Below are 23,957 nucleotides of genomic sequence, written 5' to 3'. Positions count from 1 at the left end.
TATATACGTCTTTAGCCCCAAATATGCTATATACGGTTTGATTCTCCCATTCTATGTGTAATAGGCCTTGATAGACTGAAGTATGATCTGAACACCCATTTCGAGGAGGTTATATGTAAATGTTCAAACGAATGGATGAAATCTTGATTGAAATCCCCAATGTCGAGAAGCCGGATCCCAATGCAGCTGCATCCATACAGGAGCTGCTAGGTGGCAAATTCGGAGAGATGTCAACGTTGAACAATTACCTCTACCAGTCGTTTAATTTTCGCTCCAAGGAAAAATTGAAGCCCTTCTACGACCTCGTCATGAGTATTACAGCCGAAGAATTGGGTCACGTGGAGCTGGTGTCTCACGGGATAAACCAATGTCTCAGAGGTTCAACCGCCTACAAGGAACCCGATGATACACCCCTTGGTTCCGTGAAGGATGCACGTCTATCCTATCATTACCTGGCGGGGGCCCAAGGTGCCATGCCTTTTGATTCCATGGGCAACCCGTGGACCGGTGCAAATGTGTTCAACAGTGGTAATCTGGTCGAGGATCTGCTGCATAACTTTTTCCTCGAATGCGGCGCACGTACACATAAAATGAAAGTATACGAAATGACGGACCACCCTGCTGCCCGGGAAGTGGTTGGGTTCCTGCTTGTACGCGGCGGCGTACACGTCGTTGCCTACGCCAAAGCACTGGAAATTGCAACAGGCGTGAACGTGACCAAACTGGTTCCTATTCCTTCATTGGACAACAAGGCGTTCACCGAGACCCGAAAATATGAAGAAAAAGGCGTACACACAAAGCTGTACACGTATAGCGATAAAGACTTTAATGCCATCAGCCAAATCTGGAAAGGAACACACCCTGAAGATGGACAACCACTTGAAGTCATTCAAGGTGTTCCAGAAGGCTTTCCGATTCCGGAAGCCCCTGCGGTGGAAGAAGAATTCGCCCCAGGCATTTCACATGAGGACTTCGCGGAAATTGCACGTCGTCTGAAGATGGCGGGAAATATTGCGGATTGATAAAGCATGATCATGTCATAACATATAAAGCCCTCGTTTGCTAGATAAGCAGATCTGAGGGCTTTTGTTTTTTTATGCTTCATTCACTTTTTTGTTCTTGCACCGATTCCACTGGCTCCACATCCCGGACTTCGAGTTCAATCTGGGCCTGATTATCATCCGCTGACATGGCATCCCGCATGCGAACCGTCCAAATTCCTTTATCGGCATGAAACTCAACGTCTTCAATGACCGGCAAACTTATCTCCTTACCATCGGATAAATAAATTCTGCCACGAATTGCGTCCGCCTCACTGATCTTCGCGCCATCGGGAGTTGCCGCAGCATACTCTGCAATGGACTTTGCTCTTGCACGACCTGGATAAGGCTCAACCTCCGGACTTCCATCCGTCCAGACTTCAACATACGTACCAATCTGAGAATCAGGCACATTGGAGAACCATTTTGCCGGATAATACTTACGGGTTTCTCCATTCGTTCCGATTTCATCATGTTCGGAATTCACAACAAGGATGGAATTCTCTTTGCGATCCACCACATAGCCGGTAAACCCTTTCTCTTTGGGAGCATCTGTTCGCGGCAGTTCCCCTTCCTTCTGAACCTGTACCGAACACCCTGTAAGAATTAATATGATGAGCAGCATAAGAACGATCATACGACTGGCCACTTCCATTCCCCCTCTATAGGCAACATGTGGTGCAGCCTATTTCTCTTCCAATAGACGGCTTTCCATGACCCGATGTTGCAAAAGAAGAGCATGCTTATCGATTAATTCTTTGGGATCTTTTGTACGCATACCTTCCCCAAATGATCAGACCTGCACAACACAGCAGAACACAGTAGCCCCAGGCAAAAAGCATGGCGATTCCCAGCCCAATATTGGCATCCAGCCGTTCATCGGTTAACTCGGTATAAAAAGCAAAGCCCAAGGGCACCGCCCCCACGATAAATAATACGGCCATCAAACCGCCCCACCGTCTGAACACCGGCTTTTGATGCGATTGCGACAGTTTTTTAATGCCTCGATACAGGATGACCAGAAGCAAAATGAATATCAGCCACGTGCCAAGAATTTGCGTCATCTTGTCCGCCTCCTTCGAATATAATCCCAACTTATCATGTTGAAGAATCATTTCCTGCTTATCCATTATATTTCGCCCTTCTCCGGTACATTAATCACATCCATATCAATTAAAACAAAAACGCCTTCGTCCGGCCCTATGCGTGCCAAATGAAGACGTTCTGTTACCATGTGAATAGCTCTATCTGGATCTGCTCAAAAGATAGAGGAAATATGGCGCCCCAAGGATCGCAACCAGAATTCCTGCCGGAATCTCGGAAGGCTGCAGAATGACACGGCCCAGCGTGTCCGCAATGAGAACAAGAAGAGAACCGACCAAAGCGGATGCAGGCAAAAGAAACTGATGTTTCGGACCCACAAGGCGTCTGGCCAGATGCGGTCCGATCAGACCTACAAAACCAATTCCGCCACTGACAGATACGCAGGACCCGGCAAGACCTACGGCAGCAGCAAGCAGGATGAGTCTCTCACGATTAACCGATGCACCAAGTCCACTGGCGGTCTGGTCCCCAAGGTTCAGGACATTCAGCACACGCGCCTTATATAGAACGACCGGAATAAGAATAATTAAGAATGGAAGCAATGCCGTTACGAACTTCCAGTTTGATCCCCAGATGCTGCCTGCCATCCATGTCGCCACAAACTGATACTTCTCCGGACTGAGCCGAAGTGTAAGCACAATCATAGCAGAGCTGATTCCGGCAGCTACCCCAATTCCTGTAAGAAGCATACGGGTAGGCATGATGCCCTCTCCCTTTTTATACGAAAGCACATAGATGAGAAAGGCGGCAAAACTGGATCCAATCAAGGCAAGAATCGGCAGCAGAAATACAGGGGCCGCCGTTGTTGTAGGGAAAAAGGATACAAATAGCATTACGACGAGCCCCGCACCTGCATTGATCCCAAGTATCCCCGGATCCGCCAGTGCGTTACGGGACACACCTTGCAAAATACATCCGGACAAGGCAAGCCCGGCACCTACCATGATTGAAATTACAATCCGGGGCAAACGGAACTCAAACAGGATGAGCTCCTGCTTCGGTGTTCCCCCACCGAATAACGTACGCAGCACCTCAAAAGGGCTCAGCTTCGTGAACCCCGTGTTCATGCTGATCATAAATGCTGCAATAATCAATGCACCAAGTACAATCATGACAATGGTGCTTTTCGTTCTCTTTTTGCGCTCAGCACCAGTGAGAGTTGAGGATCCCATAATTACAGAGACCTCCTTTCTTTACGGGCCAGATAGAGGAAGAAAGGTACCCCGATCAAGGCAACCAGAGCACCGATTGGTGTCTCGTATGGCGGATTGATCATCCGTGCAGCCAGATCAGCGAACACCAGCAGCAAGCTGCCCATGACAGCGGAACATGGAATGATCCAGCGATAATCAACCCCGACGATTTTACGTGTAAGGTGGGGGATGATAAGTCCAACGAAACCTACAGCACCAACCACGGATACGGCCGTACCCGCAAGAATAAGCACAACGATAAGACCAACGAGCTTAATCAAGCCGGTACGCTGTCCCAGTCCGACGGCAATCTCTTCGCCGAGACTAAGAAGCGTGATAGAACGAGAAATAATCAAGCCTACAATAAGTGCAGCCAGGACCCAGGGGAACATAATCTCCAGTTGAGACCATTTTGTACCGGCAACACCTCCCGCTGTCCAGAAGGCCAGATCCTGTCCAATTTTAAAATACAATGCGATCCCTTCACTCAGTGCGGACAACATGGCGGATACCGCTGCTCCCGCGAGCACCAGCCTAAGAGGCGTAAGGCCGGATCTGGACGCTGCACCGAATCCGTATACAAGCAGTACGCCAAGCCCTGCACCGATAAAGGAATACATAATGATATACATGTACGGCATACCAGGGAAAAAAGCGAAACACACAGCCAGGGCAAATCCTGCCCCGGAATTGAGCCCAAGCAAGCCCGAATCTGCGAGTGGATTGCGGGTCATCCCCTGCATGATTGCACCAGCTACAGCGAAGCAGGCACCAACCATCGCCCCGCCAAGAATACGCGGCAATCGAATTTCCCAGATGATCTGATGCGGGGTAAGATCCGGGTTGAAGTTAAAGATGGCTTGCCAGACTACACCGAGTTTAATATCTGCGGCTCCAAAAGAAATGGACAAAGCCATACCCAGGGCGAGAAGTACGAGACCACCAGTCAGGATCAAGGTAGCAGCCCAGGGACGAGTATGTATTTTGGCTGTCGGAGATTCCGTATTATGACTTGCCGATGAAGCCTTCGAACTCATATGTGCCCACCCTTGTTATGAGTGGAGTAGACCAATCCTATGTACATAACAATCACCTCTCTGTTATTGCCGTTCTTTTACTGATATTGATTCTCATTCCCATACATCATTGTATGTCAACAATCTCTCGCTGGCAATGGACAAATCGGACAAGTTTATTACATTAAACATTTTTTAGATCCAAAAAAGCTGCACCGAGCATAAGGGCTCCGGTGCAGCTTTTTTTTTTTGATGCTAACGGCTATGTACTCCAATCAATGCGGCCAGTACATCGGGAACATCCGTAATGATCGCTTCCACACCCATCTGGATCAATGCATGCATCTCTGCAAGATCGTTTACGGTAAACGGATGTGTCGAAATCCCCTGAGCCTGCGCTGCAGTTACTTCCTCCTGTGTTACAGCCAGCTTGTATGGATGCAGTGCCGAGGCCTCCAGTTTGGCTGCATAGTCGTAAGGACGATAAAGTTTTTCCATGTATAGAAGTGCCGTCCGAATCTCGGGAGCAATACGTTTACACTTCACCAAAGATGCATGATTGAAGCTGGAAAGGATCACTTGCTGTTCCAAATCCCAATTTCGAATGGCTTGCACGATCTTTTCCTCCATGCCCTTGTAAGCAACAATTCCATTTTTCAGTTCCAGATTAAGCAGAATCCTTTTTCCCCGCACGAGTTCAAACAGTTCTTCCAGTGAAGGGATTCGCTCTTGGGCAAAATCGGCATGGAACCAGCTACCTGCGTCAAGTGTGCGCAATTGCTCGTATGTTGTATCCTTAACCCAGCCGGATGCACCTGCAGTCCGGTTCAATGTCTCATCATGAATCAGTACCAATCTGCCATCACTGGACATCTGAACATCCGTCTCAATACCCGTGGCTCCAAGCTGTAGACAACATTCGAACGCAGTTATTGTATTCTCGGGACAGACGGCGGAAGCTCCCCTATGCGCAATAATTTCAATCGCCATTCCTCAGCACCTCCTGTATTCGCACATCAACTCTAGCAATTCCACTATACGACCGGTTTGTCATAACCGTATTAACAGAACGTTTAATGCGTGTTCGATTCCATAATGGACGTAGATGGCTTGGGGGAGATGTCCATTCAGATTGGGGATTCACTCATTTTTGCGAACTCAATCTGCAAATCGACATAACATAGTATGAGCGATAGAAGTTCCGTACTCCGCCATAAGGAGGTTGACTATTGAAGCGCATAACTTCCCATAAACCGGTAATACACCCTCATTCACATGCTCCCGGTCGCAAAAACCGAACCTCTACAGGGCATAAACGTCGAACAGGTCATGCATATATTCGAGGGCTGGCTGTACCTGACAAAACGAGTAGTCAATTTTCAACTGATGACGCACAGCGTGGACTTGATCAGTTAGCTTTAATAGCAGCGATCCTCGCTCTGATCGCCGCTGTGATTGGTGTGTACATTGCCTGGAAAACACTACTTATTCCTGGCGATAGCAATACGGTTGTTGCCGTTTAACCCTTCACAACTCTGTATACCGTTATCCGGGAAACAGGGTTTTTCTTTTTTGCAAACAAAAAAACCGTTCCCCTGAGACGCCGACAGCTGCCGGCGTCTCTTCGGAAAGGCTTATTCCTCATTCGGTGTGCTTCAGATCAAGTCTTCCCATCCAGGAAAGGCTGACCGAATTACAGAATGAAGGTGCGGGAGATGATAACCAGCAGAATGAACAGTACCAGAATCGCGCCTGTAGATGTCCATGCTCCGCCGCCGAAGCCTCCGTATCCATACCCGTAACCTGTGCCTTTGATTTCGCTCATGAGTGACACTCCCCTCTTAAGAAAGTACACTATAGACTATGTCTCGGGCCGCAAATTGCTTGGGCAGAACGGAAAGTTTTCCGCAGATGCCGGTGGTCAACCCCTATCTTGATTTACTTCTGTTCATTAAGCTGAGTCCATTTCTGAGTCAACTGCGCGGGAACGTAAGCCGACATCTTCGCAAGCAGTTCGGCCGGTTCGGATTCAAGACTCCACAGGCTGAGATGAGAAGTATTCGAAAATCCTTCATGGACACTATGCTCCACCAGTTTCATCAAAGGTTCGTAATAACCGTTTACATTCAATAAACCAACTGGTTTACGATGAATACCGATTTGAGCCCAGCACAGCACTTCGAACAATTCCTCAAAGGTGCCCATGCCACCAGGAAGGGCGATAAATCCATCCGACAGTTCCGCCATTGTTGCCTTACGCTCGTGCATTGTCCCTACTTCAATCAGCTGTGTAAGGCCTCCATGCACAATTTCCCCACGAAACAATCCGGTTGGCATAACGCCAATGACCTCTCCACCATTCTCCAGAGCTGCATCAGCCACCGCACCCATTAATCCCATGCACGACCCGCCATATACGAGGGAGAATCCGTTATCTGCAATTTGCTTGCCCAAGTTGGTGGCTTGCTGTGTATAGTCCGGATGATTCCCGGGGTTGGAACCTGCAAAAACACATATACGTTTCAAAGGGCTTCACTCCTTCTGGTTGTCTATCTCATTAGTATATAACAAGAATGTCATTGCTATGTTACCCCTTCATATTGTCTGGAGACAAAAAAAGCCCGACCGTTTGCAGCCGGCCGGGTTCCCATGTTATTACACATCATTTAGAAGGGGTTGTTACATTTAATATAAAGGCCGAAGATTAAATCTATATGATCTTTACATGAAATGAATATTAAATATACGTGCCATATTAGCGTATGCCCCGTCTGGTACGCACTACAAACATATGCTTGTCCTTGCGAAGCAACCGACCATCTGCAAGCTCGACCTGATCTTCATCATGACGAAGAATCGTCGTGGACAGGGCTACAATTTTAGCCCGCCGCCATATCATGACCTGTGACTTAAAATAGATGGCATTGTCAAACTGAATGGCCTTTTTCATCACATATCCGACCTTATGCACCTCAGAACGTGCTTTCTTCAGAGGAAGGCTCTCTTCGGGCAGAGGTCTGATCATTGCGATATTGTCGAACGACACCTTGATCCGTTTCGGTCCGATTCGTACACAATCCGCTTCTTCATCCCACTCTACCAGGGTTCCCTTCAGTGGCTCTCTTATTCCTGTTGCCCGATATACTGCTACTTTTCGTCCAACCCAATGCCGCAATGTCCTCACCTCCGCTTATCTAGTTTTCCGGTATAGTCCAATCAATCGGTTGAATACCTTTGGAGGTCAGGAAGTCGTTGGCTTTGGAGAAGGGCCGACTGCCCAGAAAACCACGATGTGCGGCAAGTGGACTGGGGTGTGTTGATTCCAGCACCAGATGTTTGTCCCGGTCAATAAAGGCTCCTTTTTTCTGTGCATGACTGCCCCACAGCATGAACACCATCGGTTCCGAGCGTTCATTCAAGGCACGAATCACCGCATCAGTGAACTTTTGCCAACCCAGCCCCTGATGAGAATTCGGCTGGCCCTCGCGTACCGTAAGTACATTGTTAAGCAGCAATACACCTTGTTCCGCCCAGTGCACCAAGTACCCGTGTTTGGGGATTGGCAATCCCAGATCTGCATGAAGCTCCTTATATATATTTAGCAGCGAAGGCGGGATGCGTACACCTGGCATGACCGAAAAGCTTAATCCATGGGCCTGTCCAGCTCCGTGATATGGATCCTGACCCAGAATGACTGCTTTGACCTGATGATAAGGGGTCAGTTTGAGCGCGGAGAACAGATTTTCTTTGGACGGATATACCGTTTGTGTTTTGTATTCTCCCGCTAATGCATAACGTATATCGTTAAAATACTCCGATTCAATCTCTTCTCTAAGCACTGTGTCCCAATCGTTTTCAAACATATGTATGGGCTCCTTTCGCTGATGAAAACATTCCCGTGCTGCCAGAAACCTCTGGCTGCCCTTGTGTTGAGCCTGAGTCAAGGCTCATAGACTATCCATCATTTTAACATACCTCCGGGCGGCAGGCCAGAAATGTGCTATAAGGGCATGTCTGTTCAGGTTCAGACTACTATACTCTGATTGTTCTATAAGCCATTTTCATGAGCTATAAACTAAAAAACGAGCCCCCAGATGGCTAAACCACTTGGGGACCCGTTTTTTGTTCATGCTTCCACTTTGCGAAAACCCATGTACTACTTATGCTTAGTACTTAATCAGATCCAGCGTTTCGTCGAATAGGAAGCTTTGCTCTTCGATCTTGCTTTCGTTGCCGACAACGCAGCGATTTCCTTGTTCCAGAATTGCAGATACGAGAGCAGCCGAATCAACGATATGAGCTTCCGTTGTGCCCAACACTTCATCACGCTCCTGTTGAAGATCTGCTTCGGTAACGTTGGACAAGTAGCATTCCAGTGAGAAGTTCCCTTCCGAATATGGTGTTCTCGGGGTATCCAGATCCTGGATGGCACCGATAATATACCGCGTCATTTCACGTTCATCCGCTTTGAAATTTTGCAAGTACTCCGGAATGTCTTCATACACTTTGTAGGTTTTCTCAAGGTTAGGGTCTCTGTATGAGGCCAGATAGCTGTCTCCATTCCGTCTAAAACCGCTCATGCAGCCGTAGGCACCACCCTTGGCCCGGATATTCGTCCACAGATAATCAAGAGATAGGATCCCCTGAAGAACCCGCAGCGAGCCTGTATACTGGAAGCCCTTGGTGAGGAAGTTGCCTGTCTGAACAACATATTGCACTTCCGAAGGTGACTTGAAGCCTTCATTATGATGAACCTCTTGGAATTCAGCATGCTCCTTCGCCACATCATGTGTATACAGCTTGGATTTCAGGTCAGACACCTGCTGCTCCAATCCTTCATACCCTTTCTCATCTGCGGTATAGCTGACAAGCAGCAGTTCAGGTCTGAAGATCATGCCAGTCAATTCTTGAAGACGAGTAGCAAGCTCTTCTTTTCTCTCATCATAGTTCGCCTGGAGGTCTTCAAGCCATTGATAAAAGGCGATTCCACTCACAGCTTCCCGGAAGGCAGCCACCGCTGAATGTTTGGCAGAGGATCTGCCCATGGCCGCAGAGTGCCCACTGTTGATCAAGCTGCGCTGCAGTTGCCCCTTCAGTTGGGAAATGATCTCATACAAGCGCTTCGAGTCGTCGAACCGGGAAGTCAATATGATTTCTTTGATCATGTCAAAAGCAAATCCCAGCTTGCTGTACAGTACTTTTGCGCCAAATTCAAAGTGAGCCCGGTACGCGTTGTACTGTTTCGCATCAGCACTCGCACCTACGCTTGCACTGATTCCGCCTGAATGGATATGGATTTCATTGGATAACTCGTTGAACGAGAAATTTTTCGTATCCACATAACCGAGTACACTTTTCAGCAGACCGGCATAAGGCAGCAGATGCTGCGGTATCTCTTTGACATCAAATAAAAGCTTCAGATAACCAATCCCGTTGGTGTATAGATTGTGATGCAGGATCGTTGTGCCCTCTACCGTCTTCAGGGTTTGGTAGAGGGTGGATGCTTTGGGTTCAATATCTTCAATCGACAAGGTTGGGATAACCTGCTGTTGTTCTTTGGTCGAAGGCTCATTTTGATAATCCGCAAGCTCTTTCGTTTTTTGCACCAACTCTGCGATTTCGGTCTCATTCAGACTGGACTGATAAGATTTCAACCGGGTACGCAGCGCCTCTTCCTTCCGCTGATTCAGCCCTTTATCCGGAGTCACGGCAACAAATGAGGTATGTGTATTTTGCAGCAAATACTGCTCAATCAACTGCTCGAAGTATCCTTCATTCATTTTGGTTCGCAGCGTTGCAAATACGTCATTGGCCTCCAGGTGTGCAAATGGCGCCTGATCATCATAGAGCCAGCTCTGAAGCGTGTAGAAGCCATAGATGAGCCCTTTCGGCATTCTTCCAAAATCAGCTTCACGATGGTTGAATTCATAGGAGTTAATGCCCGCAAGCAGCGCCTTGGGATCAATTCCTTCCTTCACCACACGCTGAAGCACTTCCTGCACTGTATCCAAGAATACCTGCTTGCTCTCCAGGTTACTCTTCTTCAAACCGATGGTCAGCACAGGCTGATACAAGCTGTCGTCATACGAGCCATAGACTTCTTTGGCAATCCCCTTATCCAGCAGTGCCTGCTTCAGAACAGCTCCTGGCGCACTCAGAAGGGCATACTGCAAAATTTGAAAGGCAATGTTCAGTTCCTGATCCAGCGTGGTTCCAATGACGGCATTATACGTCAAAAAGCTGTTATCCACTTCCGACTCGGTACTTCCCGCGGAATAGGTTTTGACCACATCAACCCGCTCGCTGAAGGCTTCCTGTACCCCAATCTCCGAGTCCGTCTCGATACGATCGTACTGGTTCAGGTAGGTTTCATCCAGCCATTTCAGCTTCTCTTCCATATCCATATCACCGTACAGGTATATGTAGCTGTTCGAAGGATGATAGTATTTCGTGTGGAAATCGAGCAAGCCCTGGTAGGTCAGATCCGTGATCTCATCCGGAATGCCTCCAGACTCGCAGGAATAGGTTGTATCCGGGAAAAGTGAATTCAGGACGGCTCTGCGTACAACACGCTCCGGTGAGGAAAATGCCCCCTTCATCTCGTTGTACACCACACCGTTATATGTCAATTCATCCTCAGGCGAGGCCAGATTGTAGTTCCAGCCCTCTTGCAGGAATATTTTCTCGTTCTCATAAATGTTGGTGTTCAGTACCGCATCCAGATAAATATCCATCAAGTTGTGGAAGTCATGATCATTGCGGCTGGCGATCGGGTAGATCGTTTTGTCAGGGTACGTCATTGCATTCAGGAAGGTATTCAGTGAACCCTTCAACAGCTCCACGAAGGAGTCCTTTGCAGGAAACTTCTTGGACCCGCACAGTACGGAATGCTCCAAAATATGAGGCACACCCGTATTGTCACTCGGAGGTGTTCTAAACCCGATACTGAATACTTTATTGTCATCCTCGTTGGATAAAACGACAATTCTGGCACCTGACTTTTTGTGTTCAAGCAGGTAACCATCTGATTTCAGTTCCTCCATCCTGCGTTCCTGTAAAACCTGGTAAGACTGAAGTTGTTTCAACATATGCTGATCCTCCATCAAAAGAAATTTATTTTGCTTCCTTGAGTTCCGCAAGATAAAGGTAATTTATGCCTATGGATAGTATACACCATCGTTTCATGTCTTCCTAACTTACAGCCTGAGGCAACTAGACGTCTCCTGATATGTATTATGTACAATTTCGGTTTATGAACCCGAAAGGCCCGGAAATTCAATTCCATAGGCTCAAAAAGGGTATAAAAAAAGATCGCATCGACAGCTTGTTCAACAAGCGTCATGCGATCTTCTTAATAAGGATGCCGAGGACCGGGATCGAACCGGTACGGTAGTCACCTACCGCAGGATTTTAAGTCCTGTGCGTCTGCCAATTCCGCCACCCCGGCATATGTATGTATTACTTTATTACTTGAGGCGACAAGAAATATCTTATCATAGGACTGAACATTATGCAACATATAATTTATTTTTTTTAAAATACAACTACCATAAAAAAGTGAAAAGGCACTACCAGCGTCAGCTGGCAGTGCCTAGAAAGTCCGAGTTGCGGTCCCGGACTTTCTATAAACCATCTATATTAAGGGAGGTGTGAGATCATAATACCGCCCCAACATTAAAGAAACCTAAAATCAGGCTTAAATTAAACTAAAAAGTTGCAAGAATCCTGTTCTACGCATCTTCCCCCTTCACAATCGGTGCAATGTGGGCAGCATCTTCCTCCCTGCATTCCACCACGATAAGGAAGTGATCCTGAAGAAGCCACTGCTCATAATACTGAGCATCCTCTTCAGCAATGCCGGCTTCTGCCAAAGTAAGAACGAGATCATCCGTTTCTCCTCCAATTTCATTGCCAGCCAGTCGGCGAACCGCTTTGCCCGCAGAGATCGTCTGGTCCATGCGTTTTCCCAATGCTGCGAGTACACCCTTGAAGACGCCGAATGCACCATCTGTACCAGCACCCTTCAACGGTTTGTCCAGACCTGCTTTTTCGCTGATCAAATCAAGATCCAAATGCTCCTTCGCCACAACCCCCATCGCTTCCGCTTCCAATCCTGCTTCCTTGAGCTTGTTAAGCATGATAATCGCTTCGTTCTCCGTTTGAACTAGCCCAACCAATAATTGTGTCATTCTGTTCCCTCCCTAATAGGACATGTAATAAACGTAACGTTAATCCGTCTTGGATCAAAGCTCTAAACAAACCATCTATTCCATAAGACAATTCACCTAAACCGGAAGGATTTATTTCTTTTCTGGAAATCCATACCTAGTTCTGATAGACTAGATAAAGAAGCCAAATTAACCATTGAAATTATTGACATATTAAGCAACCATCTCATAACCAGGAGCAATGTCTTATGAAAAAAGAGGTAGAAATTGCCATTCGTCGTAATCAACAAATTGTAGTTCGCAACACCAGCGGTCAAACGGTGACCGGATTTCCCGAGCGTTCTGCTGACTCATCCATTCTTACCCTTCGTACGGTCCAGGGAAACCTTTGGATTCCTTTTGATGAGGTTGAGCAGGTTACCCGCATACTGAGTATCCGTTCCCATCATATGAAGGGCCTGCAGTTGAGTATTGCAGATCTGTAGCTCTATCGCTGATTAACCCAAAAACCAGACCCTCACGGGTCTGGTTTTGCTTTGGTATATGTTGGGCTTAATAAAATCTCAAGCTACTTTACAACAAACTTCACCCGTGTTCCATCCGGATATGTACTCAGCTGATTACCAACCCATGAACCCGCTCCGCGGTTGTCCTTGGGCGTAATGTACTCGATATCTGCATTTGACCCGCCTTCAGCACACATGGCCATGGGCCACTCATCCCGATCCTTCCCTTTCTTCACGGGTACACCCTTGAGTGACAGGTCGCGATTGGCGTCTGCGCCCTCACGATCAATCGTGCATACATCCGAGTGCCCTGCCTTGATGGCGTCCTTGATATGCTTCGCCGTCTCCGGATACCGATCTGAGGGAAAGGTGATGGTGTGATCCACGCCCTGACTGCTCCCATTAAACGGGGATGGCAGATCCAGCGGCAATTCTCCCTCGAACCAGGCAAAGACAGCCAAAACCACCAGCGTTACCAGCGTAATAAACGATTTCTTAAGATTGCTCCAACCTTTGTTTTTCTTCTTCCTTGTGCGCTTCCTCTTCATGCTGTCTCCCCCGTTCCCTCTTGCATTATATCAGAACGTTCGTTCGTGAAACAATACCAAAAAGACAGTCCGCATTACCCCGAACTGTCTTATTTCCGTTTATTCTTATTAACCGCTTGTTAGCCTACATGTGGGATAACCTGCTGCCGTAACAGCGGTAGTGTTACATGGAAATGCGTTCCCTGCCCTGGTACACTCTCTACAGCAATGTCCCCCTGCATCAATTCAAGCAGTTCCTTACAGATGGTCAATCCCAATCCACTGCCACCAAATCTGCGGGCATGAGATACATCCGTCTGGGTGAACGCCTCAAATAATTGATGTAGCTTCTCTTCAGGAATGCCAATTCCTGTATCACTTACGGTGAACAGCAAGGTAGTGGAGTCCCCGTGTTGTTCCTTCACATCAAGCTGCAGTAACACTTCACCTTGCTCCGTGAACTTAATCGCATTGCTCAGCAGGTTATCCAGTACTTGACGTAAACGCAACGGATCCCCGACCAAAACGTCCGGTACCTGCATGTCGGCCTGACAGCGCAATTGAACCTTCTTCTGTTTAGCCGCAGGCTCGTGCGTTCTAACGATCTGTTGAATGAGCTTAAGGGGCTGAAATTCGATCTGTTCAACTTCCATCTTGCCGCGCCCCAGCTTCGCCATGTCGAGACTGTTATTCACAATATTGAGCAGGGCTTCACCGGACTGACGGGCGAGGTCCAAATATTCTTTTTGCTCCTCACTGATTTCACCCATGCTCGTTAACTCGATCATGCCCATAATCCCATTGAGAGGGGTGCGCAGTTCATGATTTAATTTTCCGATAAACTCCAGGTGTCCCCTGCTGTTCATCTCCGCCATCCTGGCCGCCCTGCGAAGCTGCTCTTCGGCATATTTCCGTTCAGAAATATCATATTGTATGCCAACAAAGAAGAGACACTGTCCCTCATCATCAAATATGGGATCAATGTTCAATTCGTTCCAGAATTGTTGACCACTTTTGGTATAGTTTAAAATATCAATTTTAATGGACTCCTGCCGATTAAGAGCTTTACGAATTTTGCTTACAGTCTCAGGATTCGTGTCCCTGCCCTGAAGGAATCGGCAGTTCTGTCCAACGACTTCTTCAAAGGTATAGCCTGTCAGAGCAGTGAACTGTTCATTGACATATATCAATGGTTGCTCTGGTGAAGTTGCATCGACCACAGTTACGGAAGATTTAAGCTTGGATATTAAAAACTCCCACTGAATGGGTATGGAGTGCTTATTTTGGATGCTCATGCTTCCCCTCCTGTTTTCTTGTGGTCCGTTGCATCAAATGAATATATAATTAGAATGATAACAATTGGGTCTTGGATCAACCGAAATCAATATATTTAATTGTAACACAGTTATTCAAATGATGTGGTTTGTGGGTAAAATACGCTTAACTCACACCAATCCGTCAGGAGGAACACATCATGAAATTTCTGTTGATTGTTATTATTGTTATTCTGGTATTGTACTTCTTCACTAGACGCAGACGTCGTTAATTTCGATTCGGGTCATGCAAACAAGGAAGGAAGATTGGGCATGAGAACCCTCTTTTTTATTTTCATGACACTTTGCATTATCAATCTCTGTTTTCCCAAATTCGGATGGTATCTCCGTTATGGATGGATTTCCAAGGGAGAGTCCGAACCCAGTAAGCCTTATATGACGTTCACCCGAATGACCAGTTTGGTTATGCTGATTATTGCTTTTACACTTGCAGCAGCCTGAAGAGCATATACTTATGAAGCAGTTGTCCACACGGATAACTGCTTTTTGAGCTATCAATGAACAGAAAATGATAATTTTATTTGTGGTGCATTGACCTCCATCCCTTTACTATTAGTATTGTTATTTCAGCGAGTACTGAATATATATGAACCTAGAAAGGGCATCTATGCATGAACATCATTTTCTACCCATACTGGGCTGCGAAGACACTCCTATCCTTTATACATGTATTATATATCATGGTTATCACTTTACTGGTCTATGGACAGACCGGATCGGTACTCTATGCCGTACTCTTTCCTTTCATTCAGATGACGGCACGAATTGTGGCAGCCTTAACCTCTCCCTGGCTTGTGGGACGTTTCGCTGTGGCCAAACTGCTTATTGGCATTCCAGTAGCTAAGACGCTTATGTTCACCGGAATTGCCACATCACTTCCTTACCTGACTTTACATATCCCGGTCTTACTGGCTGTTATCACCGTTCTTTCCTATCTGGAGGGCTGGGAGTCGCTGGTGCTTGACAACATCACCCCCCGCCTTGCTGTACAAGACGAATAGCTCGCAAAAACGAAACGCCTACTATCCTTCTCCAGCCAAACCGCAACCATTGTTGGATATGCAATAGCCGGTTTGCTTGTCAGTCAATGGGAAGCTTTACAGACATTCTGGGCAGCTGCAGCCATGTCATGGGCCAGCTTGACGCTTATGGTCGCCATCGGTTTACTCCTCGATGACACTACTGCAATGGAGGACCTCAGACATCTTGAACGCCCTTATCGAAATGTCCTCCGGGAGGGCCTGTTATTGACTGCAGCTTTCGGTGTGTCTGCCATCTTGTTTGGATGGTTTGCGGATGAGTCAGGAATTTGGCTGGTCTATCTCATGGGAGGAGCCGTGCTAATTCTTTCATCTATGTTTTCTTCCGGAATAATTCAAGCACGCCAGCCCGCTCGATCCGAGCATAGGCATTTTTGAATAAAATAAAAGACGAGCAGATCTCTGCTCGTCCCAGGCTGTTCCGAACATTGGCGGAACAGCCTAATTTTTTTGAAAACCATATGCGCTGGTCGGTTCATTATCTAATCTAACGGGTAATCGGTTAGCGGCTTGCCTTGCTTGTAATATAAAGTCGGGGAAAGGATATTGAAAAAAATATGAGCATCAGAAAGGCCTTCGTCTGCCAGAATACCATGGATGGAAGATGCAATGCGATTGTGAACTTCCTGATCACGCTGAAACATCAGGATCTCAATCGAGGCGGGAGATGGGGTGAGAGCTTGTACATCATAACGCTCTGCCTTCAGTCTTTCTCGTGGAATATTACAAATGAGAGCCATCTGCTCAGTAATCCGGGGGACAGTTTCCTCCAATTGATGACCTGTGAATCCTCTAAAGCGAATAAACGGCATTACGATCCCTTCAATCTCTAAATTTAGTCTCTTATGTGATTTTAAGCACATTGTTTTCGCTTGTCAAATGCAAGGCTCGCTGATACTTCTCTTATCCACATAGGAAAGGCCCCGCTGAGATCTCAGCAGAGCCTTGAATGATCCTTCCGTTCCGTTACCAGGTACGAATTAACACCAGAACGATTTTGTGATGATGACGAGCAGAATGAAGAGTACCAGAATTGCCGCAGTAGAAGTACACATACCGTATCCTACTCCACCAACATTGTTACAACCGTATCCAACTTGACTCATTTGATTGGCCTCCTTTGAATTTCAAGGTATGCCATAACATATGCCATATCAGCTCGATTGACCGGGCATATCCCCAATCTACTACGCCCAATCCAAATTAACTATTCCAGGCAAAATACACTGATATTCAAGTCAGCCGCCATCCAGTCCTGCCCTGTCCCCACTGACTTCAGGTCAATGATTCGGGTCCGAGTATCGTTTCTCGATTCGAGCAGAATATTGCCACTCGGAGCGATGCAGTAGGCAATTGGAATACTGATGTCCGAGTCCCGATAAGCTCCGTCAGCATGGCTTGTCCCCATAATCACACACTGCTCCGCAATCGCAATCTGCCTTGCCTCCTCCAACCATTCCGCATATTGCTCCTCACTGAACATCCCAACACCGATGGAATGCATGACCAGATGAATCTGCCCATCAGACTCCTTACGAAAACCCTGCCGCACCAATTCGTCACACAACAAAGTACTGATTACCCAGCCAGCCTCCTCAACCGTAGTGGCAGGTGTGTATTTCGCCTTTTCAAGCACGATGTCTCCAGCCTTATTCATAATGATGGCTCGATCCTTGGGTCTCTCATCCAATCTGCGGTGTCCGGACACAATCATCGTTTCATACTTCGCAGCCAACCTTCGTGCCTCTTCCACATTCTGATTCAGATAACCCTCTGGATACAGCACAATATCTACATCAGGGTTGGATCTAAGTTCCCTTTCCAATTGGTTAAGGGCTGGCTCCAGTTTCGGTTGTCCAATCAGGATTTTCATCTCATTTGTCCCCCATTCATGAATAAGAGAATAACGATCAACTTTCCAAACTTTGAAGCAACGAACACGCTTCTTCATGATCAGGCTCTATCACAAGTACTTCTCGGGTGTAATTCAAGGCTTCGTTTTCGAGCTCCAGCTCATAACAGCACACGGCCAAATCGTATAATACTGCCGAGCTGCGCTTCACTCCATCTGCTTCCAGAGCAATTTCAAGAAAATGTTTCGCGTCCTCATACATCCCCATTTCATTCAACAATTGCCCTGCTAGAAATGCAATATCCCCCACCTGTTCCATTGTGTAATAGGAGGACCACATGCTCTGAATCCCATGCTGGATATCTAACATCTCTTCATCACTTGCCTCAGGGAGAAGATCAGATATTCTCTGGGCACTATGTATCAAAAATTCGGCATCATACCTGCCCAAACGCCAAAAGGGCAAAAGCTGCTTAAGTTCCATTCTGCTTAGCTGATGGTCGAACCATTCTTTTATACTGAAGAAGTCATCTGGACCAAAACGCTCAATCTCTCGCAGATAAGCCAGTCTTATATTTACGTAGCTTATTGGCTCTTCTACCATCAACATACATCCGATATTCAGATCTTTGTAATGATGTGATGTAAAACGAACATGCGCTCCGCGCTGCTCAAAAACATGTTGAATTGCATGATAGTTCGCCGTCAACGAGAAGCTGCCATGAAGAACAAATTCAGGCGGCTCCGCAAACTTCCAATGATCCAGTCGATGATCCCCTTTATCAGCTGTAATAAGCACAAACCCGGATTGGGATAAAGTCTCCAGACGTTCCAGGCAAGCGAGTCCTGCGGCCGGGAACAAAATATGGGAGTCTTCCAGTTCTTCCTGGTATAGTGATATGACATCTCGATACGGAAAGTCCGGTTTACTGTACTGCGGTGCGGGACGATACGCATAACTCAGCTCCATGTTTTTCAACATTTCATTAGGTTGAAGATTCGTGGAAACATCGGCATTCGATATCATAACATCACATTCAAAGATCTGCCCTTCACCAACATAGATCAATTCTTGAGGAATACTATCAAAGAAGTAGTTGGCAATAATCAGTATTGGCTGACCCAGCTCACCCGGGCGAATAACCGTACCCGCTACCGTCAAATTTAATTCCGTGTCCTGCATGGCATCAAATTGTGCAAAATCAAGCAATCCTTGCTGGATCAACGGCTGCATGGACGGATGATCCCTCCACCCCGTAACATTGTCAGCAGCAAGATCCGTCATTACATAACGAAAGGATGGCAGCGTTGTTGCAGCATAGTCCCTGAGCTCGCATAGTTTGGTCACCATTTGAAAAGCCAAGCGTCCTACGCCAGCACCCAACTCCAGAATGGTTACTGTCTCCGATGTCTGTCCCTTGGCAGCCAAGTCTTGAAGGAAGCCAAAGATCATTTCCGCGTATGCAGTCGCAATCATGGGATTGCTTGTAATGTATTGTGGAACCTGATTATCCGTCCAGGCCTGCAGCCCTTGCTGCTCATAATAGGCTCGCTGCCAAGCCCATACCGGAGCTTCACTGAAACGGAAGCGCTGTCCATCGTTTTCAATCATTTCATTTAAAACCCGCTTTCTGTCCATAAATTCATTGGTTTTCATTATATCATAAGCCTGACACAACCCAATAAATTCGTACTCCCCCAATAATAAAAAAAACCTGCCTTATCAGGCAGGCAGTGATAACCCCAAACTTCTTCGGTCTCGGGTCATCGTTTAAAAGCTCTTTTGAACTTCAGCAAGCAGGTACGGGATTAGTCGGAGTACAATGCTCCATCAAAGTTCTCAGGACCTACACGAATGGTACCCAGCAAGTTCGAGCTAATAAAAGCGGTGTACGTCAGTTGCGGCAGAACCGGTGGATTGAAGTCATCCGCGGAGAATGTAATAACTTGAGGTGCCAGTACGCTTAAGCTGAAGGTGGACGTTGCGGAATATACAATGGGATCCGTTGGAGCCGTTCCGCGAACAACCGTAATCGTGATTCCGACGAGCGCCAATGGAAGCTGCACGGATACCGTACCTTTCATTTGCACACGCGGATTCGCCCCTATGCCGGCAGTCGTTACCAAGCCAATCTGTCCAAACAATTGCGGTGTATTCGCTACGAGGATCGGAACAGCAATGGAGTTAGCCAAGCTAGCATTCTGCGAGGTTCTCGCATCAATAAATTGACTCATGAAATCTACCTCCTATGGTTGGAATAGGATAGTATATGCGAGATACTAGAGATGGCATGGACAGACAAGGATATCCCAAAAAAAAGGCACCTCATCAAGTACTGCTTCCATCTTGACTAGACCCGTATTTGAAACTCTTCAGGAGGATTTTCCATGATCCTTTTGAGCGAGGATCAGACAGCCGTCCGGCTCATCTAATTTTTACCGTGTTTAATCCCCCGTTAGTATGATTAAATATGGCTAATGACAGTTTAGGAGGTGACTCGTATGTGCGGCAGATTTACCATAATTGACCCTCTAGAGGAATTAATGGACAGGTACATGGCTTCCATAAGTGATGACTACGAGTATCAACCCAATTATAATGCTGCACCCATGCAGTATATCCCAGCCATCATTGGAAGCACCCAAGGAAACCGTCTGGGTTCCCTTCGCTGGGGCCTCGTCCCTACGTGGGCGAAAGACGACAAGATTGGAAATAAGATGATCAACGCACGGGCAGAGACATTGGACACGAAGCCTTCATTTAAACGCCTCATCAGCTCCAGACGCTGCATTATTCCCACGAATGGCTTTTATGAGTGGAAGAAGGAAGGGACGCATAATCAGCCTCTCCGTATTCTGCTGAAGGACGAACAGATCTTCTCGCTCGCTGGATTATATGACACTTGGGCAGATTCCGAAGGAAACAAATTAAGTACATGCACCATTATTACTACTGAACCAAACGAACTGATGGCAGACATACACAATCGGATGCCTGTTATTTTGCGTCCACAGGATGAAGAAGAATGGCTGGATCGAAATCATAACGACGTCCCTTCCCTGCTGTCGCTTCTGAAACCGTATAAGTCTTCTGAAATGAGGGCCTATAAGGTGTCCAGGGATGTGGGGAATGTCAAAAACAATTCGGAAGAACTGTTGAAGGAAGTTGATTAGCCATAGCGATCATCTTCCATAAGGTAATCACCACATGAAAAACAAGACAGAAAAAAACCCTTGCTGCGCAAGGGTTTAAAGAGAATGGGCCCTGAGGGACTCGAACCCCCGACCAATCGGTTATGAGCCGACCGCTCTAACCAACTGAGCTAAGGGCCCTAGACATAATGTATAACGTGCAGATGATGGCTGTGAATCATCCAAGTGAAGCTAAATTGCGGGGGCAGGATTTGAACCTGCGGCCTTCGGGTTATGAGCCCGACGAGCTACCGGGCTGCTCCACCCCGCGTCAGTAAAATATTAAAACAGCGACTTAATTAATATACACCATGCCACCCTAATAAGTCAAGGGGTAATGTCAGGGAATAAAACGAACGCCATATCTTCCTCTTTTTGAACGATATACTTCCACTTCTGCTGGCTCATTATGACCGTAAATCCACCCGTCCTGCTCCATACGTTTGGCAAGACACCCTGCCTGAAATTTAGTTGCATATAGCTTGCTGAAATATACCCAGCGCATCCTTCTCTTCCTTTCCGGAGTTATGATTCATCTCTGCTTGTTGTAGAATACCCCATTTCCCAAAAAAATAGCCGCCAGAGGTTAAAAACTCCAGCGACTATTTTGCACTATGCCAATATCAAACCTGTCTGCTTCCTTGTTAAGGCTTAAAATGTGGCCTTGGGATCCTTTTTTAATTTCTCTAACATTTCATTACCTTTGGCTGCCCACTCACCAAGTGCTTCTTTTGGCGTCTTCTTGTTCTCAAGCACCTGCGTGAAGTATTCCATGCCTTTCTCGCTCACTTGCCAGAGGCTAGGCATTTTTTGGTACAGTTTATCCAGGTTGGTATTGGTAGGAGGCACAGGCTTCAGTGTATAGAACGCCTGGATATTGTAATCCAAACCGTCCTTCGGTTTAATGAAGCTTTTGCGGGATACCATCTCGTAACTGCTGCGCGCCTTAATCTTAGCCCAGTCTTCACTGTTCATATATTTGATCAATTCCCAGGCATCATCCGGATTTTGAGCTGAACTATTAATCGCCATCAGGCTGCTGAGATAGATATTACCACCAATTTCAGGTGCTTCCGGATGCACCGGAGGTGTCACCACGTCCCAGTCCACCTTGGTGAATCCTTCCATTTTATCTGCATTTTTGTTAGCGTCAATTAATTGGTTGATGTAGCTGTAATCCCCAATAACCATAGCTGCCTTGCTGCTCATGAACAGATCACCTTGTAGCGGGTTATAACGTCCGTTCGGATCCTGATCCTGTTGTTCGTCTCCTTTAGGGATGACTTTATCAATAGCAAGCTTGCTAATGGTACTCCATACCTTCTCCCATTGCGGTGAATCTACGGTCATTTTCTCTGCTTTATCATCGAAGATCTTCAATTGCAGAGCACTGTAATATTGCTGCATGGTGTAGTAAGGCGAACCACCCTGGTACGTAGAGAATGAGAACCCGAATTCGTGATCTTTTCCTTCACCTTTGGTCAGACGTGTTGCCAGGTTGAAAATATCATCCCACGTCATGTTATCAGTAGGTGGCTCTACGCCTGCTTTTTGGAACATTGCCTTGTTATAGAACAGCGCGGACGAGGAAAAGGTCGGTGTCAGCGCATAGATGCTCTGATCGCCCAGATCCTTGATGCCTTCAATAACACTTGGCACAATATCGCTGGTATCGAATTTGTCCTCCTGCATCAGTGGGTCCAGCTGTTTCACCATATTCTCCTGGATGAGCGATTTAATCGTAGCTGTGTCAGCCACAACGACATCCACAGGATTATCGCCAGTCATGATTTTCTTCATGTTTTCCAGGCTATCCGGCATTTCCTGCTGTTCTTCCTGAGTGCCATAGCCATACATGCTGCCCTGATCTACTGCCGCCACCACTTCAATCGTTACATTTGGATGTGTCAATTCAAATGCATCCGTAAACTGCTGACGGAAGTAGCTGTCATCCTGGCTTCCCCACAATGTAGCCACACGCAATACACGCTGCTCTGTATCCTTGGCCTCACTTGCTGTACAGCCCGCAATCAGCGGCAATGCCAGACTGGCTGTAGCCAGCACAGCAAGCACGCGTTTTCCCCAAAACCTGTTCTTCATCTCCCAATTCCCCCTCAAATTTATCTTGGCGGTGTAATCACAATGCGCTCACCGTCAAATTCCAATGTTGCCCTGTTGTCAATGGCCAAGGCCTCCAAATACTCTTTGGGTACCTGAAGGCGTCCCGCCCGGTCAATGATGACAAAGGCTTCATGGATATCCGGTGCTCCCGCTTCAGATAATCCATGTTCATCATCCAGGTTCGGATTCCGTTTCACAAACTCGGTGCTGGTCAACCCATCACGTATTGCTACAATGCGGTCCACCTTGCCGGCAAGCGTCAGATCATGGGTAACAATCACGATCGTAACGCCCAGTTCCTTGTTCATTTTGCGAAAAATGTTCATGATCGTATCACAAGTCTCGGAATCGACCGACCCTGTTGGCTCATCAGCAAGCAGAATCTTGGGACGATTGGAGAGCGAGATGGCTATAGCCACCCGCTGCTGCTCCCCTCCGGATAATTGATGCAGCTTGTTGTGCATCCGATCCTTCAGTCCAACCCATTCCAGCAGCTGCATCGCGTACGCGCGATCCCGCTTGCCGCCAAGAATCATGGGTGTTTCCACATTCTCCAGTGCCGTTAGATAAGGCAGCAGGTTACGCCCGTTGTTTTGCCAGATGAAACCTACGGTATGTCGTTTGTATTCTACTAGCTGGGCGTCTGTCATTTTCAACAAATCCCAGTCTCCAACAACCGCAGTACCGGCCGTTGGGCGGTCCAGTCCCCCCAGAATGTTGAGCAATGTGGATTTACCGCTGCCGCTGTTGCCGATGATCGCCATCATTTCACCTTGATTAACAGTCAGGTTGAGACCTTGAAGGGCAACGACTTCCACATCGCTGGATTTAAAAATTTTTACGAGTCCTTCGCATTGGATCACG

At 47.0% G+C, this 23,957-nt stretch carries 27 protein-coding genes and 3 tRNA genes; 6 read left to right on the top strand and 24 right to left on the bottom strand.

Translation table 11 applies throughout. The features are described 5' to 3' along the window. Positions 1–119: 119 nt before the first annotated feature. Positions 120–1,022, top strand: a complete 903-nt coding sequence (locus ABIC22_RS18505) for a manganese catalase family protein (RefSeq protein ID WP_127537828.1) — start codon at positions 120–122, stop codon at positions 1,020–1,022. Positions 1,023–1,101: 79 nt separating this feature from the next. On the opposite strand, the gene ABIC22_RS18500 is transcribed toward ABIC22_RS18505, so the two are convergent. The 5 genes from ABIC22_RS18500 to ABIC22_RS18480 form a co-directional block, all read right to left on the bottom strand. Continuing rightward, entirely contained in the window at positions 1,102–1,689 is a 588-nt protein-coding gene (locus ABIC22_RS18500; protein WP_354482958.1) for a DUF3221 domain-containing protein, read from the bottom strand. 94 nt (positions 1,690–1,783) lie between these two features. Next, on the bottom strand, positions 1,784–2,104 hold the full coding sequence (locus ABIC22_RS18495) for a hypothetical protein (RefSeq protein ID WP_354482955.1): 321 nt from the start codon (positions 2,102–2,104) through the stop codon (positions 1,784–1,786). Positions 2,105–2,284: 180 nt separating this feature from the next. Next, positions 2,285–3,316, bottom strand: coding sequence for a FecCD family ABC transporter permease (locus ABIC22_RS18490; RefSeq protein WP_127537825.1), 1,032 nt, complete (start codon positions 3,314–3,316; stop codon positions 2,285–2,287). A 2-nt stretch (positions 3,317–3,318) separates the two neighbouring features. Next, the gene (locus tag ABIC22_RS18485) at positions 3,319–4,374 is read right to left on the bottom strand and encodes a FecCD family ABC transporter permease (RefSeq protein ID WP_127537824.1); all 1,056 of its coding nucleotides are present in this window, start codon (positions 4,372–4,374) and stop codon (positions 3,319–3,321) included. A 234-nt stretch (positions 4,375–4,608) separates the two neighbouring features. Then, positions 4,609–5,343, bottom strand: coding sequence for a glycerophosphodiester phosphodiesterase (locus ABIC22_RS18480; protein WP_354482951.1), 735 nt, complete (start codon positions 5,341–5,343; stop codon positions 4,609–4,611). Between the two features lie 239 nt (positions 5,344–5,582). On the opposite strand from ABIC22_RS18480, the gene ABIC22_RS18475 reads away from it, so the two are divergent. Next, complete coding sequence (locus ABIC22_RS18475; protein WP_251642453.1) at positions 5,583–5,876, top strand: hypothetical protein; 294 nt, start codon at positions 5,583–5,585, stop codon at positions 5,874–5,876. 170 nt (positions 5,877–6,046) lie between these two features. Here the strand turns inward: ABIC22_RS18475 and ABIC22_RS18470 are convergent, their stop codons facing one another. The 7 genes from ABIC22_RS18470 to ABIC22_RS18440 all read right to left on the bottom strand — a co-directional run bounded on the left by ABIC22_RS18470 (position 6,047) and on the right by ABIC22_RS18440 (position 12,542). Further along, positions 6,047–6,178, bottom strand: coding sequence for a YjcZ family sporulation protein (locus tag ABIC22_RS18470; protein WP_217506391.1), 132 nt, complete (start codon positions 6,176–6,178; stop codon positions 6,047–6,049). A gap of 113 nt (positions 6,179–6,291) precedes the next feature. Then, positions 6,292–6,879, bottom strand: coding sequence for an LOG family protein (locus ABIC22_RS18465; protein ID WP_354482947.1), 588 nt, complete (start codon positions 6,877–6,879; stop codon positions 6,292–6,294). Between the two features lie 229 nt (positions 6,880–7,108). Further along, complete coding sequence (locus ABIC22_RS18460; protein WP_354482944.1) at positions 7,109–7,528, bottom strand: hypothetical protein; 420 nt, start codon at positions 7,526–7,528, stop codon at positions 7,109–7,111. Between the two features lie 19 nt (positions 7,529–7,547). Further along, positions 7,548–8,216, bottom strand: a complete 669-nt coding sequence (ung, locus tag ABIC22_RS18455; RefSeq protein WP_127537819.1) for a uracil-DNA glycosylase — start codon at positions 8,214–8,216, stop codon at positions 7,548–7,550. 303 nt (positions 8,217–8,519) lie between these two features. Further along, positions 8,520–11,441: an insulinase family protein gene (locus tag ABIC22_RS18450; protein ID WP_354482941.1), complete on the bottom strand. Its 2,922-nt coding sequence runs from the start codon at positions 11,439–11,441 to the stop codon at positions 8,520–8,522. Between the two features lie 273 nt (positions 11,442–11,714). After that, a tRNA-Leu gene (locus tag ABIC22_RS18445) sits at positions 11,715–11,800 on the bottom strand. 283 nt (positions 11,801–12,083) lie between these two features. Next, the gene (locus ABIC22_RS18440) at positions 12,084–12,542 is read right to left on the bottom strand and encodes a general stress protein (RefSeq protein WP_354482938.1); all 459 of its coding nucleotides are present in this window, start codon (positions 12,540–12,542) and stop codon (positions 12,084–12,086) included. 227 nt (positions 12,543–12,769) lie between these two features. Here ABIC22_RS18440 and ABIC22_RS18435 point away from each other — a divergent pair, with 227 nt between their 5' ends. Then, positions 12,770–13,006: a hypothetical protein gene (locus ABIC22_RS18435; protein ID WP_095290050.1), complete on the top strand. Its 237-nt coding sequence runs from the start codon at positions 12,770–12,772 to the stop codon at positions 13,004–13,006. 83 nt (positions 13,007–13,089) lie between these two features. On the opposite strand, the gene ABIC22_RS18430 is transcribed toward ABIC22_RS18435, so the two are convergent. After that, positions 13,090–13,575 (bottom strand): NucA/NucB deoxyribonuclease domain-containing protein, encoded by a 486-nt coding sequence (locus ABIC22_RS18430; RefSeq protein WP_110821222.1) that lies wholly within the window; start codon positions 13,573–13,575, stop codon positions 13,090–13,092. A gap of 119 nt (positions 13,576–13,694) precedes the next feature. Beyond that, positions 13,695–14,849, bottom strand: coding sequence for a sensor histidine kinase (locus ABIC22_RS18425; protein ID WP_354482933.1), 1,155 nt, complete (start codon positions 14,847–14,849; stop codon positions 13,695–13,697). Between the two features lie 291 nt (positions 14,850–15,140). Between ABIC22_RS18425 and ABIC22_RS18420 the strand changes: the two genes are divergently transcribed. Then, entirely contained in the window at positions 15,141–15,329 is a 189-nt protein-coding gene (locus ABIC22_RS18420; protein WP_127537815.1) for a DUF6199 family natural product biosynthesis protein, read from the top strand. Between the two features lie 170 nt (positions 15,330–15,499). Further along, positions 15,500–15,889 (top strand): MFS transporter, encoded by a 390-nt coding sequence (locus ABIC22_RS18415; RefSeq protein WP_354482930.1) that lies wholly within the window; start codon positions 15,500–15,502, stop codon positions 15,887–15,889. Positions 15,890–16,410: 521 nt separating this feature from the next. Here ABIC22_RS18415 and ABIC22_RS18410 read toward each other — a convergent pair. The 5 genes from ABIC22_RS18410 to ABIC22_RS18390 all read right to left on the bottom strand — a co-directional run bounded on the left by ABIC22_RS18410 (position 16,411) and on the right by ABIC22_RS18390 (position 20,015). Beyond that, positions 16,411–16,740, bottom strand: a complete 330-nt coding sequence (locus ABIC22_RS18410) for a DUF1904 family protein (RefSeq protein ID WP_354482927.1) — start codon at positions 16,738–16,740, stop codon at positions 16,411–16,413. Positions 16,741–16,908: 168 nt separating this feature from the next. Next, complete coding sequence (locus ABIC22_RS18405) at positions 16,909–17,034, bottom strand: sporulation protein YjcZ (RefSeq protein ID WP_095359426.1); 126 nt, start codon at positions 17,032–17,034, stop codon at positions 16,909–16,911. Positions 17,035–17,135: 101 nt separating this feature from the next. Beyond that, positions 17,136–17,801, bottom strand: a complete 666-nt coding sequence (locus ABIC22_RS18400; RefSeq protein ID WP_354482924.1) for a hypothetical protein — start codon at positions 17,799–17,801, stop codon at positions 17,136–17,138. Between the two features lie 37 nt (positions 17,802–17,838). Further along, positions 17,839–19,392: a tetratricopeptide repeat protein gene (locus tag ABIC22_RS18395; protein WP_354482921.1), complete on the bottom strand. Its 1,554-nt coding sequence runs from the start codon at positions 19,390–19,392 to the stop codon at positions 17,839–17,841. 197 nt (positions 19,393–19,589) lie between these two features. Next, positions 19,590–20,015, bottom strand: coding sequence for a hypothetical protein (locus tag ABIC22_RS18390; protein ID WP_127537811.1), 426 nt, complete (start codon positions 20,013–20,015; stop codon positions 19,590–19,592). 267 nt (positions 20,016–20,282) lie between these two features. Here ABIC22_RS18390 and ABIC22_RS18385 point away from each other — a divergent pair, with 267 nt between their 5' ends. After that, positions 20,283–20,954, top strand: coding sequence for an SOS response-associated peptidase (locus ABIC22_RS18385; RefSeq protein WP_127537810.1), 672 nt, complete (start codon positions 20,283–20,285; stop codon positions 20,952–20,954). Between the two features lie 85 nt (positions 20,955–21,039). Here the strand turns inward: ABIC22_RS18385 and ABIC22_RS18380 are convergent. The 5 genes from ABIC22_RS18380 to ABIC22_RS18360 all read right to left on the bottom strand — a co-directional run bounded on the left by ABIC22_RS18380 (position 21,040) and on the right by ABIC22_RS18360 (position 23,956). Then, positions 21,040–21,113 (bottom strand) — tRNA-Ile (locus ABIC22_RS18380). A gap of 56 nt (positions 21,114–21,169) precedes the next feature. Further along, a tRNA-Met gene (locus ABIC22_RS18375) sits at positions 21,170–21,243 on the bottom strand. Positions 21,244–21,312: 69 nt separating this feature from the next. Next, the gene (locus tag ABIC22_RS18370) at positions 21,313–21,477 is read right to left on the bottom strand and encodes a hypothetical protein (RefSeq protein WP_164764226.1); all 165 of its coding nucleotides are present in this window, start codon (positions 21,475–21,477) and stop codon (positions 21,313–21,315) included. A gap of 146 nt (positions 21,478–21,623) precedes the next feature. Then, positions 21,624–23,072: an ABC transporter substrate-binding protein gene (locus ABIC22_RS18365; RefSeq protein WP_354482916.1), complete on the bottom strand. Its 1,449-nt coding sequence runs from the start codon at positions 23,070–23,072 to the stop codon at positions 21,624–21,626. Positions 23,073–23,092: 20 nt separating this feature from the next. Next, complete coding sequence (locus ABIC22_RS18360) at positions 23,093–23,956, bottom strand: ABC transporter ATP-binding protein (RefSeq protein ID WP_127537808.1); 864 nt, start codon at positions 23,954–23,956, stop codon at positions 23,093–23,095. Between the last annotated feature and the right edge of the window lies 1 nt (position 23,957).

Origin of the sequence: Paenibacillus sp. PvP094 (assembly GCF_040546835.1) — a bacterium.
GTDB classification, from domain to species: Bacteria; Bacillota; Bacilli; order Paenibacillales; family Paenibacillaceae; genus Paenibacillus; species Paenibacillus illinoisensis.
Note: the sequence above shows the minus strand (reverse complement) of the source record. Positions and strands in the feature narration are given on the sequence as shown.

Bases quoted from the DNA above. Each gene is read 5' to 3' on its own strand.
- ABIC22_RS18385 (WP_127537810.1), top strand. From the start codon at position 20,283: ATGTGCGGCAGATTTACCATAATTGACCCTCTAGAGGAATTAATGGAC.
- ABIC22_RS18390 (WP_127537811.1), bottom strand. From the start codon at position 20,015: ATGAGTCAATTTATTGATGCGAGAACCTCGCAGAATGCTAGCTTGGCT.
- ABIC22_RS18505 (WP_127537828.1), top strand. From the start codon at position 120: ATGTTCAAACGAATGGATGAAATCTTGATTGAAATCCCCAATGTCGAG.
- ABIC22_RS18485 (WP_127537824.1), bottom strand. From the start codon at position 4,374: ATGAGTTCGAAGGCTTCATCGGCAAGTCATAATACGGAATCTCCGACA.
- ABIC22_RS18440 (WP_354482938.1), bottom strand. From the start codon at position 12,542: ATGACACAATTATTGGTTGGGCTAGTTCAAACGGAGAACGAAGCGATT.
- ABIC22_RS18410 (WP_354482927.1), bottom strand. From the start codon at position 16,740: ATGCCGTTTATTCGCTTTAGAGGATTCACAGGTCATCAATTGGAGGAA.
- ABIC22_RS18430 (WP_110821222.1), bottom strand. From the start codon at position 13,575: ATGAAGAGGAAGCGCACAAGGAAGAAGAAAAACAAAGGTTGGAGCAAT.
- ABIC22_RS18495 (WP_354482955.1), bottom strand. From the start codon at position 2,104: ATGACGCAAATTCTTGGCACGTGGCTGATATTCATTTTGCTTCTGGTC.
- ABIC22_RS18415 (WP_354482930.1), top strand. From the start codon at position 15,500: ATGAACATCATTTTCTACCCATACTGGGCTGCGAAGACACTCCTATCC.
- ABIC22_RS18395 (WP_354482921.1), bottom strand. From the start codon at position 19,392: ATGATTGAAAACGATGGACAGCGCTTCCGTTTCAGTGAAGCTCCGGTA.
- ABIC22_RS18420 (WP_127537815.1), top strand. From the start codon at position 15,141: ATGAGAACCCTCTTTTTTATTTTCATGACACTTTGCATTATCAATCTC.
- ung (WP_127537819.1), bottom strand. From the start codon at position 8,216: ATGTTTGAAAACGATTGGGACACAGTGCTTAGAGAAGAGATTGAATCG.
- ABIC22_RS18405 (WP_095359426.1), bottom strand. From the start codon at position 17,034: ATGAGTCAAGTTGGATACGGTTGTAACAATGTTGGTGGAGTAGGATAC.
- ABIC22_RS18365 (WP_354482916.1), bottom strand. From the start codon at position 23,072: ATGAAGAACAGGTTTTGGGGAAAACGCGTGCTTGCTGTGCTGGCTACA.
- ABIC22_RS18470 (WP_217506391.1), bottom strand. From the start codon at position 6,178: ATGAGCGAAATCAAAGGCACAGGTTACGGGTATGGATACGGAGGCTTC.
- ABIC22_RS18425 (WP_354482933.1), bottom strand. From the start codon at position 14,849: ATGAGCATCCAAAATAAGCACTCCATACCCATTCAGTGGGAGTTTTTA.
- ABIC22_RS18435 (WP_095290050.1), top strand. From the start codon at position 12,770: ATGAAAAAAGAGGTAGAAATTGCCATTCGTCGTAATCAACAAATTGTA.
- ABIC22_RS18370 (WP_164764226.1), bottom strand. From the start codon at position 21,477: ATGCGCTGGGTATATTTCAGCAAGCTATATGCAACTAAATTTCAGGCA.
- ABIC22_RS18490 (WP_127537825.1), bottom strand. From the start codon at position 3,316: ATGGGATCCTCAACTCTCACTGGTGCTGAGCGCAAAAAGAGAACGAAA.
- ABIC22_RS18400 (WP_354482924.1), bottom strand. From the start codon at position 17,801: ATGAAAATCCTGATTGGACAACCGAAACTGGAGCCAGCCCTTAACCAA.
- ABIC22_RS18480 (WP_354482951.1), bottom strand. From the start codon at position 5,343: ATGGCGATTGAAATTATTGCGCATAGGGGAGCTTCCGCCGTCTGTCCC.
- ABIC22_RS18450 (WP_354482941.1), bottom strand. From the start codon at position 11,441: ATGTTGAAACAACTTCAGTCTTACCAGGTTTTACAGGAACGCAGGATG.